16 protein-coding genes are annotated in these 17,551 nt (G+C 45.6%); 8 read left to right on the forward strand and 8 right to left on the reverse strand.

Annotated elements, in window-relative coordinates:
• The first annotated feature begins 314 nt into the window (after window positions 1-314).
• Window positions 315-2,039: a hypothetical protein gene (locus ACFGVR_RS10010; RefSeq protein ID WP_448702675.1), complete on the forward strand. Its 1,725-nt coding sequence runs from the start codon at window positions 315-317 to the stop codon at window positions 2,037-2,039.
• A gap of 107 nt (window positions 2,040-2,146) precedes the next feature.
• On the opposite strand, the gene ACFGVR_RS10015 is transcribed toward ACFGVR_RS10010, so the two are convergent.
• The 6 genes from ACFGVR_RS10015 to ACFGVR_RS10040 all read right to left on the reverse strand — a co-directional run bounded on the left by ACFGVR_RS10015 (window position 2,147) and on the right by ACFGVR_RS10040 (window position 7,386).
• A complete protein-coding gene (locus tag ACFGVR_RS10015; RefSeq protein WP_448702676.1) occupies window positions 2,147-2,512 on the reverse strand; it encodes a glyoxalase superfamily protein in 366 nt (121 codons plus the stop codon).
• An 86-nt stretch (window positions 2,513-2,598) separates the two neighbouring features.
• Complete coding sequence (locus tag ACFGVR_RS10020) at window positions 2,599-3,147, reverse strand: Crp/Fnr family transcriptional regulator (protein ID WP_448702677.1); 549 nt, start codon at window positions 3,145-3,147, stop codon at window positions 2,599-2,601.
• Window positions 3,148-3,557: 410 nt separating this feature from the next.
• A complete protein-coding gene (gene cdaA / locus ACFGVR_RS10025) occupies window positions 3,558-4,352 on the reverse strand; it encodes a diadenylate cyclase CdaA (RefSeq protein WP_448702678.1) in 795 nt (264 codons plus the stop codon).
• Window positions 4,353-4,456: 104 nt separating this feature from the next.
• The gene (locus tag ACFGVR_RS10030) at window positions 4,457-5,515 is read right to left on the reverse strand and encodes a TerC/Alx family metal homeostasis membrane protein (protein WP_448702679.1); all 1,059 of its coding nucleotides are present in this window, start codon (window positions 5,513-5,515) and stop codon (window positions 4,457-4,459) included.
• 2 nt (window positions 5,516-5,517) lie between these two features.
• Window positions 5,518-6,489, reverse strand: coding sequence for a polyprenyl synthetase family protein (locus ACFGVR_RS10035; protein ID WP_448702680.1), 972 nt, complete (start codon window positions 6,487-6,489; stop codon window positions 5,518-5,520).
• A 105-nt stretch (window positions 6,490-6,594) separates the two neighbouring features.
• Window positions 6,595-7,386, reverse strand: a complete 792-nt coding sequence (locus ACFGVR_RS10040) for a carbon-nitrogen hydrolase family protein (protein ID WP_448702681.1) — start codon at window positions 7,384-7,386, stop codon at window positions 6,595-6,597.
• A 102-nt stretch (window positions 7,387-7,488) separates the two neighbouring features.
• Here ACFGVR_RS10040 and ACFGVR_RS10045 point away from each other — a divergent pair, with 102 nt between their 5' ends.
• The 4 genes from ACFGVR_RS10045 (at window position 7,489) to ACFGVR_RS10060 (ending at window position 9,632) form a co-directional block, all read left to right on the forward strand.
• Window positions 7,489-7,971 (forward strand): response regulator transcription factor, encoded by a 483-nt coding sequence (locus ACFGVR_RS10045; protein WP_448702682.1) that lies wholly within the window; start codon window positions 7,489-7,491, stop codon window positions 7,969-7,971.
• Between the two features lie 130 nt (window positions 7,972-8,101).
• Window positions 8,102-8,635: a DUF4199 domain-containing protein gene (locus ACFGVR_RS10050; RefSeq protein WP_448702683.1), complete on the forward strand. Its 534-nt coding sequence runs from the start codon at window positions 8,102-8,104 to the stop codon at window positions 8,633-8,635.
• 45 nt (window positions 8,636-8,680) lie between these two features.
• On the forward strand, window positions 8,681-9,052 hold the full coding sequence (locus tag ACFGVR_RS10055) for a VOC family protein (RefSeq protein WP_448702684.1): 372 nt from the start codon (window positions 8,681-8,683) through the stop codon (window positions 9,050-9,052).
• Window positions 9,053-9,143: 91 nt separating this feature from the next.
• Complete coding sequence (locus tag ACFGVR_RS10060; protein WP_448702685.1) at window positions 9,144-9,632, forward strand: hypothetical protein; 489 nt, start codon at window positions 9,144-9,146, stop codon at window positions 9,630-9,632.
• Between the two features lie 75 nt (window positions 9,633-9,707).
• Here the strand turns inward: ACFGVR_RS10060 and ACFGVR_RS10065 are convergent, their stop codons facing one another.
• Window positions 9,708-11,621 (reverse strand): AMP-dependent synthetase/ligase, encoded by a 1,914-nt coding sequence (locus tag ACFGVR_RS10065; RefSeq protein WP_448702686.1) that lies wholly within the window; start codon window positions 11,619-11,621, stop codon window positions 9,708-9,710.
• A 199-nt stretch (window positions 11,622-11,820) separates the two neighbouring features.
• On the opposite strand from ACFGVR_RS10065, the gene ACFGVR_RS10070 reads away from it, so the two are divergent.
• From ACFGVR_RS10070 to ACFGVR_RS10080, 3 genes are all read left to right on the forward strand, one after another.
• Complete coding sequence (locus ACFGVR_RS10070; protein ID WP_448702687.1) at window positions 11,821-13,383, forward strand: ArnT family glycosyltransferase; 1,563 nt, start codon at window positions 11,821-11,823, stop codon at window positions 13,381-13,383.
• Window positions 13,384-13,839, forward strand: coding sequence for an SRPBCC family protein (locus ACFGVR_RS10075; protein WP_448702688.1), 456 nt, complete (start codon window positions 13,384-13,386; stop codon window positions 13,837-13,839). It abuts the gene before it with no gap.
• 105 nt (window positions 13,840-13,944) lie between these two features.
• Window positions 13,945-14,316 carry a DMT family protein gene (locus ACFGVR_RS10080; protein WP_448702689.1) on the forward strand — a complete coding sequence of 124 codons (372 nt, stop codon included), beginning with the start codon at window positions 13,945-13,947 and terminating at the stop codon, window positions 14,314-14,316.
• Window positions 14,317-14,581: 265 nt separating this feature from the next.
• Here ACFGVR_RS10080 and ACFGVR_RS10085 read toward each other — a convergent pair whose 3' ends face one another.
• Complete coding sequence (locus ACFGVR_RS10085; RefSeq protein ID WP_448702690.1) at window positions 14,582-17,446, reverse strand: S9 family peptidase; 2,865 nt, start codon at window positions 17,444-17,446, stop codon at window positions 14,582-14,584.
• Window positions 17,447-17,551: the final 105 nt, after the last annotated feature.

Raw genomic sequence — 17,551 nt, forward strand, 5'->3', positions numbered from 1 at the left:
GGGCCGGTTTTTTTTGGAATGGAGATATGCAGATGTGCGCAAGATCTTAAAGCGTCATTGCGAGGTACGAAACAATCCCCGACTTACAGAGCCGTCTCAAAGGTCGTGGACTAACAATATAGGCCAAAACGACTATGGTCTATCGTCCACAAAAACAAGAAAATAATGAATTTAAAACCGAATAAATTATTAGAAATCCGCGGACATCGCCGCACTTGATTGTGAGGGTCGGCGTATATTTTAGTAGTTCTCGGATTTTTAAGTATAGTCGATTCGAATTATCTTTATGATATTAATGTTTAAAGATATAAGTTATGAAAAAACTCATTCCTTTTCTCTGCGCGGCGCTGCTAATGGTATCAGGCACTAATTTAGCTTTCGGACAATCGGTAACAGGGTTTAAAAATATGATTCACGTAACCTTCGGGAAGGTCAGCTTTGATCTTTATTGTAAAATCGGGTCGTGGGGCTTTGGCCAGCAATTTTACGCGGCAAATTTTTACAATCAAACCTTCTACAAGGTACACGTCAAAGGCGAGTATGTAGCTACATTGATTTGCGGCAATGAATCAGTGTCGAAATTAGATTTCACCTGCGATAAGTACGCATCGGTCATCACAGTAGCCGAGACCGACCAAAACTATCCCTATTCCTTCCCACATCGTTACGGAACAGATTTTAGCGGCCTTATTGGCACTGCCGATGAAGAACAATGTGCCGGCAATAGCATCACTGCGAAAATAGGGTCAGATGGAAAAACAATGAAAACAAAAGATAGGATTACTGCCTTACAAATACGAAAACTGACACTTTTCGCCATACAGAGCGATGGATCGGAAGTACCAATAACAACCGAAGGTGTTATGATAAGCGAGCCCGTAAAAAGCAACGCCGCAAGCATACCAAAACCACAGCCTGAAGTTGGAAGTAAATCGCAAAACGCCCAGGCAACGAAGAGTGTTGCTGCTCCGTCGACATCAGGGTCCGGAATAAGTCCCGGTAATACCACACAAGTTGCTACACAACAGCAAGCTTACCAACAGCAGGCAAATAACGCCTTAAATGCAGCCGGCCAGTCGGGTGATGCCATACAACAGTCGCTCAATATGAATAACGCCAGGCTTTATGCGGGTGCAGCCGGAAACACAACGCAGGTGCAACAGATACAACAAATGCAGCAGCAGCAACAACAGGCAAACACCGAGGCGCTGGCTACCGAAACTGGCAACGCGATAGTAGCAATGGCAAATTTGTTTGGAAAAAAATCAAACAGTAGCCATGTGGAGGACCGCTTGACAACCTTAAGTAATTCCTCAAACTCCGATGATCTGGTTTCGGCCGGAACAGAATATAGCTTAAAAAATAAATACACAAAAGCCAATGAGTTTTTTGAAAGGGCCGCTAATATGGGTAATGTAGAAGGTATGCGCAAAATGGCACAGGCTTACGAGTTTGGCGACGGCGTTAAAAAAAGCGACTCGATCTCGAATACCTGGCTGGTAAAAGCATTTGAAACAGCCTACAAACGCGGAATGAAGGAGAAAATCGAAACCATAAATAACCTGGGACGAGATTTGGCTACTCACTCATCACTTATTTTAACCAAACACCATAAAAAACGCGACGATCCATTTACTGATCTGGATTTAAAGTTATCCCTAATGTCTCTGTCTTGTTCCGATGCACTCGATAAATCATATTCGGCTAATTATTTAAACCTGACAGCAAACGAAATAGAAGACTTAAACTTTTCAAGGCTAACTGTGGCAGAACTGCTTACCTGTTTTTCTGAGAAAAATATCACAGAGCTGTTTAAAATCAAGGTTGATTCGGGAGCAACACAGACCGGATTTTTGAAATTGGCTTTAAAGTGGTACAATAAAATAAAAGATTCTGCCGATGGGTATATTGCAACAGGAAAAGAAAAGGATAGCTATAATCGGTACTATTATAAATTGAATGTTGATTTCAGCAAAAAAGGCATCGAAACAGTGACACAGAAATTAAAGGAACTTGGCGTGGCAGAGGTTTCGAATTAGCGCTACCATGGCCTGTCAAAATGTACGGTATAAGATAGGTAATACCCCCGTGCTGGCGCACGCGTGCCGCGTGTGCAATGGCGTACCGATACTTGTACCTAAACGGTTCAAACCACCCGCTCCATAAACTCTATCCTGTTAAAAAACGGATCAATAACGGTGACAGAGATCGTTTCCTTGTCCCAATCGAGTTGCTCCAGGCCAGGTTTCATGTAGGTGTAGTTCTTTTCGAGCAGGGCTTTATGGTAGGTTGCCAGGTCCTCAAAATCGGCGATCAGTATTTTGGCGCCGGGGGCGCTATCTCCGTGATGTTCGGAAAGGTCGATAACTACCCCGCGCAGACTTAACCGCACATAAAAAGGTACACCGGGCGGCGCGTGTTCAAACTCAATTTTAAAGCCGAGCCAGTTCACATAAAATTCTATCAGTTTTTTCCGGTCGAACGCGCGAAGGACGGGGATTATTTTTGTCATGATGCGTGAGTTGTTTTGACCAAGTTGGCAATTTGGCAGCGGAAAATATTTAACAAAAGTTAAAAAAGTAAAGTCTTCGGCAATGATCACTGCCTTTTCCTGATCCTGCTCAACGATACCTGTGTTATGCCCAAATAGGTAGCGATATATTGTAAAGGCACGCGGCGAATGATCTCGGGCTTATTGCGCAGGAGGTTTTCGTACCGATGGCGCGGACTATCCTTGAGATACGAAAAGAAGTGTTGCATAAACTCGGCCTGCTTGTCGGCAGCGCGCTCAATCATCCAATCGTATAGGGCCAAATCCTGTTTAAGTAGTAACATGTCGTTACGGTCGAGCCAGCGCAGTACTACGGGTTCCATCGTCTCAATAGCGTAGGGACTGGGCGTATTTTTGCGAAAACTATCGGGGGATGATACCACATCGCCTTCGAAAAAGAATTGGAAACTGATCTCTTTACCATCGTGGTTAAACCACTGGCGTATGCTACCGTGCTCAATCACAAATATGCGGCGACTGATATCTCCTTCATTTAACAGCACCGTGCGTGCAGGAGCTTCCATTTGCTTCCATAAATGGCGGTACTTTAGCCAGGCCTGTTTTACCTGAGGCTCTAAGTTGGTGGCATCGGACATTTAACAAAGCTAAAAAAAGATCACAATTTGTGCTTCACTCTCCCGGCGGTGGCCCGTTTACAAGGGACCAACATAGTTGCAAACTCCGACTAACTCGGACCTATGCGTCTTGAACTGTATTCTTCTTCCGCTCATAGCCGCGGAGGCCTAGTTACTTTTCCTTGATGAAAAGTAACCAAAAATCAAGACAGAACGATCCTTCCACCCGCTCTGCCGGTTTTTAGCTTTCCCATTCCGCTGCGCTTCACTCAGAAAAGCTAAACCGGCATTCACCCCTGCGCTGGCCCGGCGTTCTGTCTGCCCGGCGCGCCATTAAATAATATTGATGTAATGCAACGAGAGCTGGGTTTTTACTGGCGCAAGTTTAAGGGTGGTAGTCTTAAAACTGTGAGATAACTTTACCGTATTTCTCAATAAAAATCCTTATTGAGCAGTTTTTCCAGTTCGGCGAAGCTGATGTTCATTTTTACGCGGCCGTGGCGGGCGTAGGATATTTCGCCGGTCTCTTCGGAGATGATCAGGGCCGTAGCATCATTAGCTTCGGATACGCCGATACCTGCACGGTGGCGCAAACCAAATTGCGGTGGCAGGTCGGTATTATCGGTCAAAGGCAAAATACAGCTTGCCGATTTGATCTTGTTTTCGGCAATTACCACGGCGCCGTCATGCAGCGGACTGTTCTTCTGAAAAATGCTTTCCAACAGGCGTTTGGATATTTTGGCATCCAAAACCTCGCAGCTGTTCTGGTAAAATTGCTCATCGTAATATTTGGCAAAAACTATGAGCGCGCCGGTACGGCTTTGTTTCATGCTTTTGCAGGCATCAATAATGGGTTTTATACGCACAAGGTTGTTGCGCTCGGCATCGGTTTTACCAAAAAAATAGCGCCACCAGGCTTTGTTTCGCTGCAGCGACGCGTTTTTACCTACCAGCAGCAAAAAACGCCGTATCTCTTGCTGAAAGACGACAATGAGGGCCAGGATACCCACATTCATAAAGTTTTCGAGGATGCGGGTGAGCAGGGGCATTTCGAGTGCGCGAACCACGAAGTACAGTACGCAGATAAGCGCGAGGCCAATGAAAATATTGGCGGCAATGGTGCCCCGGATCAAATTGTATAACTGATAGATGATAATGGCGACGATAACGATATCTACCACATCGAAGAAACGGAATTTGAACAGGTGCAGATCTATCAACAGCATTGTTACGAAGTTAGGTATTTGATTTCGGATTCCGGATGTTCGATTTCGGATTTTTGGCTGTTGACTGTTTAGGAGGGGCTTCGCCGTTTCGAATAGCTGATCTGTTATTTTTTGGTAGCCAGGGTTTGTTTTTGGGGAAAGATAAGCGAGGCGGCGATACTGATAGCGAGGATAAGCAGGATGACGATCAGCGAACGGGTAGTGGTCAAACCGATAGCTTCGGCATAATGCCCGGCCAGCATTTTAGCGCCGATGAAGGCAAGCAGTGCCGCAAGGCCGATTTTGAGGTAGTGAAATTTATCGATGATGTTAACCAGCAAAAAGAACATGGAACGCAGCCCCAGTATGGCAAATATATTGGAGAAGAAAACGATGTACGGATCTTTGGTGACCGAGAACACCGCCGGGATAGAATCGACAGCGAAAACGAGGTCGGTAAACTCGATGATGAGCAGTACTAAAAACAGCGGCGTGATCATCTTTTTGGCATTGATGTTTACAAAAAACAGGTCGCCCTCAAATTTGGGGTGCACCGCGAAGAACCGGGACGCCAGTTTGACTATGGGGTGCTTTTCGGTATCAATGTCTTCGTGCTTGTTGCGGTTTACAAACATGCGGATGCCGGTAAAAACCAAAAACGCGCCAAAAAGGTATAGCACCCATTCGGCACGGGCAATGGCCGCCGCGCCTATGAACACGAAGATGAATCGCATGATAACCGCGCCGGCAATGCCCCAAAACAGTACTTTGTGGTAATGTTTTTGGTCGACCTTAAATGCAGTAAAAATGAGCACGATCACAAAGATATTATCTACCGAAAGGGCATACTCCACCACGTATCCGGTAATAAACTCGAGCGACAGGTTGCGGCGGTATAGGTCGAGGCTGCCCGGAAAGTCGGCAGGGTTGAGTGTAAGGTTATGGAAGTTGTGGGCGTTTGCAGCCTGCAGGTCGGCAAAGGTTTTGATGCCGTGCAGTTGATCTCCAAAGGCCAGTATCAGGCCATAAAAGCCAAGCGCCAGGGCTATCCACACGGCGCTCATGATCAGGGCGTGTTTGGTGGTTACCGGCTTATCGGGTTTTGAAAACAGGCCGAGGTCGATAGCCAGCATGGCTACAATGAAGATCAGAAAACCGATGATGAATATTGTTTCGCCCGCCATGTTTACTTGTTCCTTTCGGTTGTGTAACGTACCAGTTGCTCTAACGACCGGCGCGATTCACTATCGGGAAAAGTATTCAAAATTTCGAAGGCTTCGTCCTGGTAAAGTTTCATCTGGCTTTCGGCATATTGCAGCCCGCCGGTGTTATTTACAAAGCTAATGATCTCGGCAATTTTATCAGGTTCTTCGTTGTGATTTTTTACCAGGTTAACAATCCGCCGTTTTTCGGCCGATGTGGTATGGTTGAGGGCGTAAATCAATGGCAGGGTGATCTTTTTTTCTTTGATATCGATACCCAGGGGTTTACCCACGTCATCAGTACCAAAGTCGAACATGTCGTCTTTGATCTGGAAAGCGATGCCTATCTTTTCGCCGAAAAGGCGCATTTTTTCAACAGTAGCATCGTCAGCACCTGATGATGCCGCCCCGCAGGCACAGCAAGAGGCGATAAGCGAAGCCGTTTTTTGCCTGATGACATCGTAGTAAACAGGCTCGTCAATATCCATGCGGCGCACCTTTTCTATCTGCAGCAGTTCGCCTTCGCTCATCTGGCGCACCGCTTCGGATACGATTTTGAGCAGGCTGAAATCGCCGTTTTCGATAGAAAGCAGCAGGCCCTTGGAAAGCAAAAAATCGCCAACCAACACGGCTATTTTGTTTTTCCATAAGGCGTTGATAGAGAAAAAGCCACGGCGCTGGTACGAATTGTCTACCACGTCATCATGCACCAGGGTGGCCGTATGCAAAAGTTCAACCAAAGCCGCGCCACGGTGGGTGGCCTCGTTGATGCCGCCGCATACGCTGGCCGACAGAAACACGAACATGGGCCTGATCTGCTTGCCCTTACGCTTTACAATGTAATGGGTAATGCGGTCGAGCAGCGGCACCTTGCTTTGCATTGAGGACTTAAATTTTTCCTCAAACATATCAATTTCGGCGGCTATAGGTTTTTTTATTTCGTCGATGCCCGGCATTAAAACAATTTATACTTTATGGCCCTTAACGGGGATTATACAGGCGCAAACATAAGTTAAAAAAATAAGAGTAATGGCATTTGCTTTTGCGGATAATAGCTTTTATCAAACCGTGTACAGCTCGCTCCTGAACCGTTTGGCCAGTAAACCTGTTGCCAGGCTCAGGTCAATATCAGCTACGATCACACCGGTTTGGCCGTAAGGCTGATATGCTAAACAAGTGCCATCGGGCGCTATGATCGAGCTTGCTGATTCGGGATACCGGGAACCATAATTGGAGCTTGCAAAATAGATGGTGTTTTCCATGGCGCGCATCATCATGGCCTTTTCGTAATAGGGGTTGTTTTTGTTACCCCATTCGGTTAGCTGTACGCCGGCGGTATTGCTGCCTGTAAAATGCGGGTGAAACACCATAGCAGCACCGTTACGCGCCGCCCACCGCACCGATTCGGGATACCTGAAACCCTCGTGGCAAATGGTGATGCCGAATTTGAGGCCTTCCACCTCAAACATTTGGCGTTCTGTTCCTGCCGTCCACATGGTATCTTCGGTAGGGTCCAGCTGGTTTTTGGTTTGATGCCCCAGTATTTGGCCGGTGGCGGATATCACAAAAGCTACGTTAAGTACATTGTCGCCGTCGTACCAATCCATCGGTACAATAACAGCGATATTGTTTTGAGCAGCTATGGTACAAACGCGGCTCAATGCCGACTGTAGTTTTTCAGGAGTACGATCTGCGGTAGCATAACCCATCCCCGGGTAACCGGGCAAATACGATTCGGGGAAGCAAATGATCCTGGCTTCCTTTTCGGCGGCTTGTTTCACCAGCTTTTCAAGCCAGTACAAACCATCATTGATGGAGGCCGGGAATGGCGGCGAAGCGATGGCTATTTTCATGATAGGCTAAAATAACTAAAAAATAAACTCGGTGCAGTATGCGAAAAACAAAAAGAGGGTTCGGTTTCTATTCAAAATATCTTAATTTTAGATACCACAAGCATGCGTAACACAACTGTTCAAAACATCTTTGTAAAATACAGGCAAACCATTATTTACGGTATTGCAATGGCCGTATTGCTTTTTTTGCTGAAACTAATGGAGTACCGGTTCATCATTGTTGATTACGCGCTCGAAACTTATATCAGTGCTATTGCTATATTTTTTACCGCATTGGGTATCTGGCTGGCGGTAAAACTCACCAAGCCAAAAGTACAAACCCTGGTGGTAGAAAAGCCGGTTTATGTAAACACCACCGATTTTTCCATCAACCAGCACGAGCTGGACCGGCTTAACCTAAGCCGCCGCGAGTTGGAAGTATTGCAGTTGATGGCTGAGGGACTGAGTAACCAGGAAATTTCGGAGCGGTTATTTGTATCGTTAAATACCATCAAAACGCATTCGCAAAAATTATTCGAAAAAATGGAGGTAAAGCGCCGCACACAGGCAGTAGAAATGGCGAAAAGGTTATGCCTTATACCATAGTGTTTAGTCGGGACTACCCTCATACTTTAGGGTTAAATAATACCTGTTTATTCAAAATCACCCGAAAGTATGACCGGAAAACAGTTTGTACCAGGCAACTTTGTATTATCAAATCATCAAACTAAATGTCATGAAAAAAATCGTACTTGTTTTCGGATCAATATCAGCCTTAATTCTGATCTTATGGATAGCAATACTTGCCACGCTTTGCTATAAGAACCATAATTTTGAAGGTAACATGTGGATGGGCTACGGCTCCATGCTCGTGGCTTTCTCGTTCATCTTTGTCGGGATAAAAAATTATCGGGATAATTACAGCAATGGTTTTGTAACTTTCGGCAAAGCTTTCCAGATCGGCCTGTATATCGCGCTTATAGCCTCAACCGGGTATGTGCTGGCCTGGCTGGTTGATTTTTACGCTTTTATGCCCGATTTTATGGATAAATATGTAGCCCACCAACTCGCGTATGCTAAAAGCCACGGCGCCACCGCTGCTGAGATCGCTGCCAAAAAAGAGCAAATGGCCGGCTATGCCAATTTATATAAAACCCCCATCGGTGTGATCGCGTTAACTTATTTGGAAGTTTTACCCGTAGGTTTGATCATCGCACTGATAGCCGCATTGATACTAAAACGCAAACCACAACAAATAATGACTGCGTGAAGAGTAAAAACAATTGAAATTAGAAACTTAATTATATTGACTAACATGAAAAAAGTAACTGGTATAGGCGGCATTTTTTTTAAATGCGACGATCCTAAAAAAATGAATGAGTGGTATGCCAAAAATCTTGGCCTGCCGGTTGCGCAATATGGTACTATGTTTACCTGGCGCGACTCGGACAACCCGGAAAAGGAGGGTAGCACGGTGTGGAGCCCGTTTGCCAAAGACACCAAATATTTCGAGCCCTCACAAAAGGATTTTATGATCAATTACCGGGTTGAAAATATCGAAGAACTTGTGGAGCAGTTAAAAAACGATGGTGTTACCATTATCGGCGAAATAAAAGCCTACGAATACGGCAAGTTCGCCCATATCATCGATCCGGAAGGTAACAAAATTGAATTGTGGGAGGAATAATGTACACTGATATTCAGTAAATTAACAGGTGTTTCATCCGTATAACTACCGGGCGAAACACCTGTTTTATATCAACTTTAAACCTGCTTTTATGAAAGCCAACCTTACTGTGATCTGTTTTGCGCTCCTGTTATCAGCTTGCAGCCATCGCGAAACAAACCCCACCGTTATATCGCTTACCTATACGGGGAACGATATTCAGAAACAGTTTGATACTTTATACAATTACCAGCAGGTTAAGCCGGGGGTATACAGCGGCCTCATTGAGCAGGCGTTGGCCGGATGTCATCGCGATACAACAAGCACAGATACTATTGTTCAGGACGTATTTTCGAGTATGTACCTTAACAAAAAAGCCGGAGTGTACGATTGTATTACCAATACTACGTTCAGGTTTCATGATGGAACGATCACCGCAGCCGGGGTATTTAATTTAACCCCTGGCGATACCATTGCGCCCAATCACAATTTTCCTATTATTGGTGGCAGCGCCGCTTACCGCGATATTTATGGCACTTACACCCGCCAATACAAAAATGGCGTGTATCATGTGGAGTTGAAGTATTATAAGCTTAAGTGAGGTATGTGTTTATTCTGATATCGCAATTTGCGACATCAAAACAGGTAGATTCGAAATCGAAAATTCGAAATATAGTTACTCCGCTTCCGCCTCCTGCAAATACATCTCCTCAATAGCGTCGGCGTATTTTTTCTCAATCACCTTACGCTTGGCTTTCAGGGTTGGGGTAATCTCGCCCTCATCCATGCTGAACGGGTTGCGCTTTACCTTAAAGTTTTTGATGCGCTCAAACTTGGCCAGCTCGTTCGAGTATTTGCGGATATCCTGGCCTATCCAGTCCACAATCTCCGGGTCGTTGATAAACAGGTCGGGGTGTTCAAAAAATTGATCGTCCAAACCAAAAGTTTCCTGCAGGGTTTCCCTTGCGGGGATCACAATGGCGGTAATGTATTCGCGTTTATCGCCAACCAAAAACATGGCCTCAATTTTCGGGCTTTTCAGGTAAGTGTTTTCAACCGGTGTTGGATATACATTTTTGCCGTATGCGTTAACCAGCATATTTTTCAGGCGGTCGGTTATCTGCAGGTTGCCCTTAAAAAAGCGGCCGATATCGCCGGTATGGAACCAGCCATCGGTATCAATAGCTACCGCGGTTTCCTGCGGTTTGTTCCAGTAACCTTTCATTACGCAATGCCCGCGAACGATGATCTCGCCCTCTTCGGATTGGAAGCCTTCTTTGAACGATTCATAGGTTTGTATGGTATGGATATGACCGGTTTCAACATTTTGTATACCCACCTCAATGCCCGGTATTATCCGGCCAACGGTACCGTAAACCTGGCGGTGGTACTCGGTTACCGACATTACCGGCGATGTTTCGGTTAGCCCGAAACCTTCCAGTATCTTGATACCCAGATCGCCAAAAAACTCACCGATGTTTTTAGGCAGCGCGCCGCCGCCCGATATCATAAACTTTAACCTGCCGCCGGTGCGCTCTTTGATCTTGCTGAACACCAGTTTTTCGGCCAGTTTATATTGCTGTTGCAGGATGATGTTTGGTTTTTTACCTGCCTCGTTCACCAAACGGTATTTGCGGCCAATACGTAGCGCCCATAAAAATATTTTAGCTTTTGCACCGCCGGCGGATGTGCCGTTCTTCATAGCCTTGTCGTGTATGCGCTCAAGCAAACGCGGTACGCAGTTCATTACGGTTGGCCTTACTTCGCCCATGTTTTTAGCTAAAAGGTCAAGGCTTTGCGCGAAGGCGATTTTACAACCCTTAGCCAAACAAACGTGGTAGGTAGCCGTGCGCTCAAACACGTGCGATAGTGGTAAAAACGACAAAAAGGTTTCCTTTTCGTCAATAACCGGTATCTGGTCCAAACAAACGCGTACATTTTCCACCAGATTGGAGTGTGTGAGCATTACACCTTTAGGTGTTCCGGTAGTACCCGATGTATAGATCAGGCATGATAGGTCGCCCGGTATAATAGCCTCGCGTGCGGCATCAATGGCCTGTGCGTATTTCCCCGTAAGGGTAAGGCCTTCGTCAATAACCTGTTTTAAGGCAACAATGCCGGCGTTAAGGTTTACCTTTTCGGTATGTTTTTCAAACTCATCAAAAGCAGGTATAATGCGGATCAGTTCGGCACAGTTGTTGGCTATCTTAACTATTTTTTTTAACAGGAACGGACTACCAACCAAGATGGTTTTCGCACCGCTGTCGTTCAGTATATATTCAATATCAGCTTCGCTCAGGGTAGGGTATATCGAGGTGTTAATAGCGCCTATTTGCTGCAGAGCCTGATCGTAATACACGTAATCAGGGCCGTTTTCAATGATCAGCGCCAGCCTGTCGCCCTTTTTGATGCCGATATTTAAAAACCATGCGGATATCGCGTCAATTTTTGTTAACGCTTCGCGGTAGCTTATCTCAACCCAGGTATCCTTTACCTTATGGATCAAAAAGGTATCGGTATCGGGGTGTATTTTGGCTACTGTATTGCGGATGAGGGTTGGAACGGTTGATTGCAATGTTACCGGGTTCATCAAATTTCGGGGCTTGGTTTAGTTAATTGTAAAACCAAATTTAGTGTATTTGTAACTAATACATAAAAATATGTTTACCCTTTTTTATACCTTTAGTGTATTAAGCGTCACCAATTTGTTTAATCTGCCCTACCGGTTTAACCTGCTGATCAATGTATTTAATGCGCCCAACCAATAAACCTTAACTTTTTACAAAGCAATGCCGCAACGCAACGTCAAATCAGCATACATTAATTTTATACTGATATTTGTTCTTTTTCGTATTGTATTGAACGTTTTTGCCTTGCCGCATTATGGCTTTCAGCGCGACGAAATGCTGCACCTTGCCCTGGGCGATCACCTGGCATGGGGCTTTAAAGAGGTGCCGCCGTTTATTGCCTGGATCGCTGCGGCATCAACCTGGCTGTTCGGCTCATCAGTTGCGGCGGCGCGTATTTTTACCACCCTTTGCGCCGGCTTAATTGTTTTACTTACCGGTTTAACAACCGTTGAGTTTGGCGGACGCCGGTTTGCCATAACCGTAGCCTGCCTTTCCATCACGCTTTCGCCGGCATTTTTAGCTTCCGATTATTTACTGCAACCCGTTGTGTTCGATCAACTTTGGTGGCTGCTTTCGGGGTACCTGCTGGTTAAATACTATAATACCCGGCAGGATAAATACCTGTATTTTTTGGGTGTTGTAATTGGTATGGGCTTGCTCACCAAATACACCATGGCCTTTTATACGCTTGCGCTCATTATCGGTATCGGGTTAACCAAACACCGTAAAATGTTATGGAGCAAAGGCGTTTTGGTGGCCGTTATTATCGCGATACTCATTTTTTTACCCAATATCATCTGGCAGCTAACTCACCATTTACCCCTGGTTACGCACATGCGCAAACTGCGCAGCGGCCAGCTCGATTATATTAAACCGGCCGATTTCTTAATACAGCAAGTGCTGGTTAACGGCTCCGGTTTGTGGGTGTGGCTGGTGGGTATTATTTTCCTGCTGTTCTCGTATAAATTACGCACTTATCGTTTTTTGGCCTGGGCTTATTTGGCTACGCTGGCCTTGTTTTTATTGCTCAATGGTAAAATTTATTACCTGTTTGGTGCGTACCCGGTATTGTTTGCAGCCGGTGGCTTTGGCCTTGAGCGATTGTTGAAAGCCCGCAGCTATATCTGGCGCGCGGTAGTGCTGCTGTTTGTTACGGCACCCAACCTGTTGTTTTTTCCATTATCGCTGCCGGTTGTGCCTATCAAATCGGCACTGCCGCTTTTTGCTTTTATCCGCGATAAAATGGGGGTTGATTTTCCATTTAAATGGGAGGGCGGTAAAATTCATCCTACCACGCAGGATTATGGCGATATGTTCGGTTGGGACGAGCTTACCGAAAAGGTTGCCAAAGCCTATTACAGCCTCACGCCCGAACAGCAAAAACAAACCATTATTTTTGCCAATAACTATGGCGAGGCGGGCGCCATTCATCATTATGGCAAGCTGTATCACTTGCCCGATGTACATAGCCTGAGCAGCAGCTTCGCGCTATGGGAACCTGATAGCCTCGATTGTAAATATTTGATCTATGTGGACGATAAGAACGGCGGCAACACCCAGGGCCTGCTGGATGACAAACGCATAGGTGCAGCCAAAAAAATGGGCGAAATTGATAATCCGCTTGCGCGCGAGATCGGCACGGCCATATTTATCCTAAGCGATTTGAAACCCGGATTAAATGCCGGTTATCGTAAAGAGTTATTACAAACACGTTCAGAGTAAATGCCCACTATCCATCTCGAAACCCTCATCAATGCCGATATCCAAACCTGTTTCGACTTGTCGCGCAGTATCGATCTGCATATGGAGTCGACCAAACATACCCGCGAAACGGCGATAGCCGGACGTACCGGCGGCTTGATCGAATTGGGCGAAACCGTAACCTGGCGGGCCAAACATTTCGGCATCTGGCAAACACTTACTTCAAAGATCACGATAATGCAAAAACCCGTTTTGTTTGTTGACGAAATGCAGCACGGCGCTTTCAAATCATTCAGGCACGAACATCATTTTATCAGCAAGGGCAGTGCAACTTTAATGACCGATATTTTTGTTTTTGAAAGTCCCTTAGGGGTGCTTGGCGCGATAGCCAATAAATTGTTCCTCACAAAATATATGCGCAATTTGCTTATTAGCCGCAATGAAGTGATTAAATTGCACGCCGAATTAATAAAGTAAAGTGTAGTCATGCCGAACTTGCTTCGGCATCTTATCACGCTCGTTAAGATGTCCGGAGGGACTCAGAAACAAGTTCAGGATGACATCAATTTTAAACAATAAACCATGCGCGGATTAAAAACCATTATCTTCCTCATCATTTCCAATACCTTCATGACATTTGCCTGGTACGGGCACCTCAAGTTTAAAGAGTTTAGCTGGGGCAAAAATCTGGGCTTGTTTTCGCTGATCGTTATCAGCTGGGGGCTGGCATTTTTCGAGTATATGTTCCAGGTACCGGCTAACCGTGCAGGTTACGAAGGCGATGGCGGACCGTTTAGTTTGGTGCAACTCAAAACCATACAGGAAGCAGTAACTTTAATTGTATTTATGGTATTTACCACCCTGTTTTTTAAAGACGAAAAACTGGGCTGGAATCACTTGGTTGGCTTCGGATTGATCGTTTTGGCCGTGTTTGTGATCTTTAAAAAGTGGTGAACTAAAAGTTTAGTGTTAAAGAGTGTTAAATAATATTGAGTTAACATTACAACCAGTACTTTTATGGCACTAAATCATTTATCGTTCAACCACACCACGTTCTTTAGGGTAAATAATTAAGGTCAGTTAATAGAAATTGAAAAAGAGAAAGCCGGTTTGACTTTCTCTTTTTTTTGCCCCGGTTTTTGGTTATTGAGTTATTGTGTGTATTGAGTTATTAAGTAATCATCTCAGTAACTAATAACTCAATACACCTAATAACCATCTATTTCTCCAATTCAAATCCCCATTCTTTTCCTTTATCAACTGCCGGTACACCTTTGCTCATCCAAACAGGCATTGGCGCGCCTTTTAAAAAGTGGTCAAAAAATTGCTGTTCGCGTATTTGTATATCCTTACGGTTTTGGCGCTGTACCAGGTTATGTGCCTCGCCGTTGTATTGCAGCAACCAAACTGGTTTGTTTAAACGGCGCATGGCGCTAAACAGCTCAATGCCCTGGTACCATGGTACTGCTCCATCGGCATCGTTACTCATGATCATTAATGGCGTATGCACATTAGGCAGGTGGAACAATGGCGAATTCAAAATGTAGAGTTCAGGTTTTTCCCATAAGGTAGCGCCAATACGGCTTTGTGTATGTTCGTACTGAAACTCGCGGCTCACGCCGCTTTCCCAACGGATACCGCCGTAGGCCGAGGTCATGTTGGCAACCGGTGCTCCTGCCCAGGCGGCAGCATACATATTGTTAACGGTTACTAAATAGGCAACCTGGTAACCGCCCCAGCTTTGGCCCTGTATGCCGATATGAGCCCCATCAACCCAGGGGGTTTTCTTTAATTCTTCAACGCCCGAGTTAATATATTCAACCGCCGATGGGCCGGGATAGCCATTTTCATAGCTGATATCGGGTGCAAACACCAAATATCCGTTACTTACAAAAAACGAAATATTTAGCCTTGATGGTGTAGGCGATGGCGGCAGATAGCCATATAAACCTTCAGACAGTTTTTCATAAAAATAAACGATCATCGGGTATTTTTTAGCCGGGTCAAAGTTCTCGGGTTTGTATAAGATCCCTTTCGAAGTGTGGCCCTTCGGCGTGGTCCAGTTCACCAGTTCGGCAGTGCCCCAGTTGTAGTTGGCCTGCTGCGGGTTGGTAGCGCTCAGCTTCACTTCCTTTTTAAAGTTTGTAGTGGTATACAGATCGGGCGAAAGCTCATAGCTGGCCCTGGTATAAATATAGGCATCAACGTTTTTGGCTTTGCCGATAGCGCTGTATTCATACGGACCCATTACCAATTTTTGCGGCTCTTTATCGGTACCTACTACTTTGGTATAATAACCCCATTGCTTGGTTTCTTCATCCTGTACACGCATCCAAAAAGTTTGCTTTGGCACTACATATCTTTTCTCCGGGTCGGTAGATACATAACGCATAATCAGTTTGTTTTTGCGGCCAATACCATTGGTAAAATTGGTAGCCGCACCGGTAGCCGGGTCAATGCTCCAAATGTCGTAACGATCGTAAACAAACAACTGCTTGTCGCCCTCGGTCCAGGTAACCGATCCGTATTGTGCCGGGTCATCGGGCTGGTCGTTCAGCTCGTCGCCAAATTTTACCGGTATGTTTTTGGTGATGTTGGTTGTGGCTTGTGTAGCGATGTTGTAGGTATACCAGTTCTGCCCCCTGAAATCAAACCAGAAAATGTATTTATCGCCGGGCGAAACGCTGTAATTAGCTCTTGCTTTACTGCTGATGAGCTTACGTTCTCCGGTGTTGATATCAATTAAAAAAGCCTGCTTAACGGTCGGGCCGCCTTCCCACTGGGTTTGCACGCGCGCTCCGGTATCCGAAAGGCCCAGGCCGTAACGTGCGTTTTCAGGCAATACAATATCAGGCATGTTCTGGTCGGCTATCTGGATCATATCGCTGCCTTTTGCCGGGCGGATAACCGCCAGGTAACTGCGGCGCAGATCGCGCTGTAAGGTGTTTAACTGTTGCGGCTGCAGGTAATCGTCCTTATAGTTCCATATATCCAGTTTGGCCACCTCAAAGTCAACAATGGTAGTATCAACAGGTTTAGGTATCGGCGCGGTAGCAAAAAACAGATCGTTGCCATTTTTGCTGAAATATACGCGTCCGTCGCCGCTAACGGCCCATTTTTTGGGCATGGCGCCCATGCTGGCCGCGGCTACTACATTGGCGCTGTCTTTAACAAAATCGTAGTAGTAAAGCTTATAAGGTTTTACCTGTGCCTTTTCGGGATTTTTTTCGGCCGTAAAGGCTGCCTGCTTACCGGCATCATCAAACGTTAAACTGCGGTAAGTACCCTTACCGGTGCTAATGGGTTTTGATTCGTCCTTATCCACATCGTACACATAAACACCCGATGTTACCTCTTTATTTTTTGCGGGCGCAGTAATCACAAATAATACAAATTTGCCGTTTTTGCTGATGGCATAATCCGTTACAAAGTTGTAGGTATGCTGTTTGCCGTCAATTAGGTTTCTAACGGTCATGTCGCCGCCATCTTTATTGGCAGGTGCTGCCGCGCCACCTGTAGCTCCACCTCGCCGGCCAGCTCCACCACCACGCGGTGCAGCTCCTGCCGGAGGCGTTGTTCCGGGTGCAGGCGCCGGTGTTGTTTTTTTAGTGCTATCAACCGGTGCCGGTGACAGGTAAGCGATTACCGATGCCTTTTCGGCAATTTTAAACGACTTTACCGATGGTATTTTAATGACATCATGACTGCCCAGCGTTACCAACCCCAGGGTATCTTTCGGCATATCGTCGGCGCTTTTCTTTTTAATTTTCGCCATACGGATATCCTTATAAAACGGGCGGATCAAAAACACCGCATACTTTGAATCGCTGGTGAGGCGCACGGTATCGGCACGCGGTACCTCCATTTTATTGCTGTTTTTAGCGTCGGTAATTACCAGGTTAGCATCCCAGGCCTGGGGTTTAACCACGTAAACAACCCATTTGCCATCATCGCTGATGTGATCGTTACTTAAACTTTGCCAGGTATCATAAACCGAATGATCAAGTGGCTTTTTAGAGGGTTTTTGTGCAAAGGCAAGTGTTGAACAAAGTACTAAAACCGGGAGGAACAGGGTTTTGCGCATGATGAGGTCAGGATATGGATTTAAAGTACTAAATATGGTAAAATTTGGTTAACCAACTAAATTAGCAATAAAAAAGTTACAATTGAATACGGAATGGTGAATAGT

This window comes from Mucilaginibacter aureus, assembly GCF_053514885.1.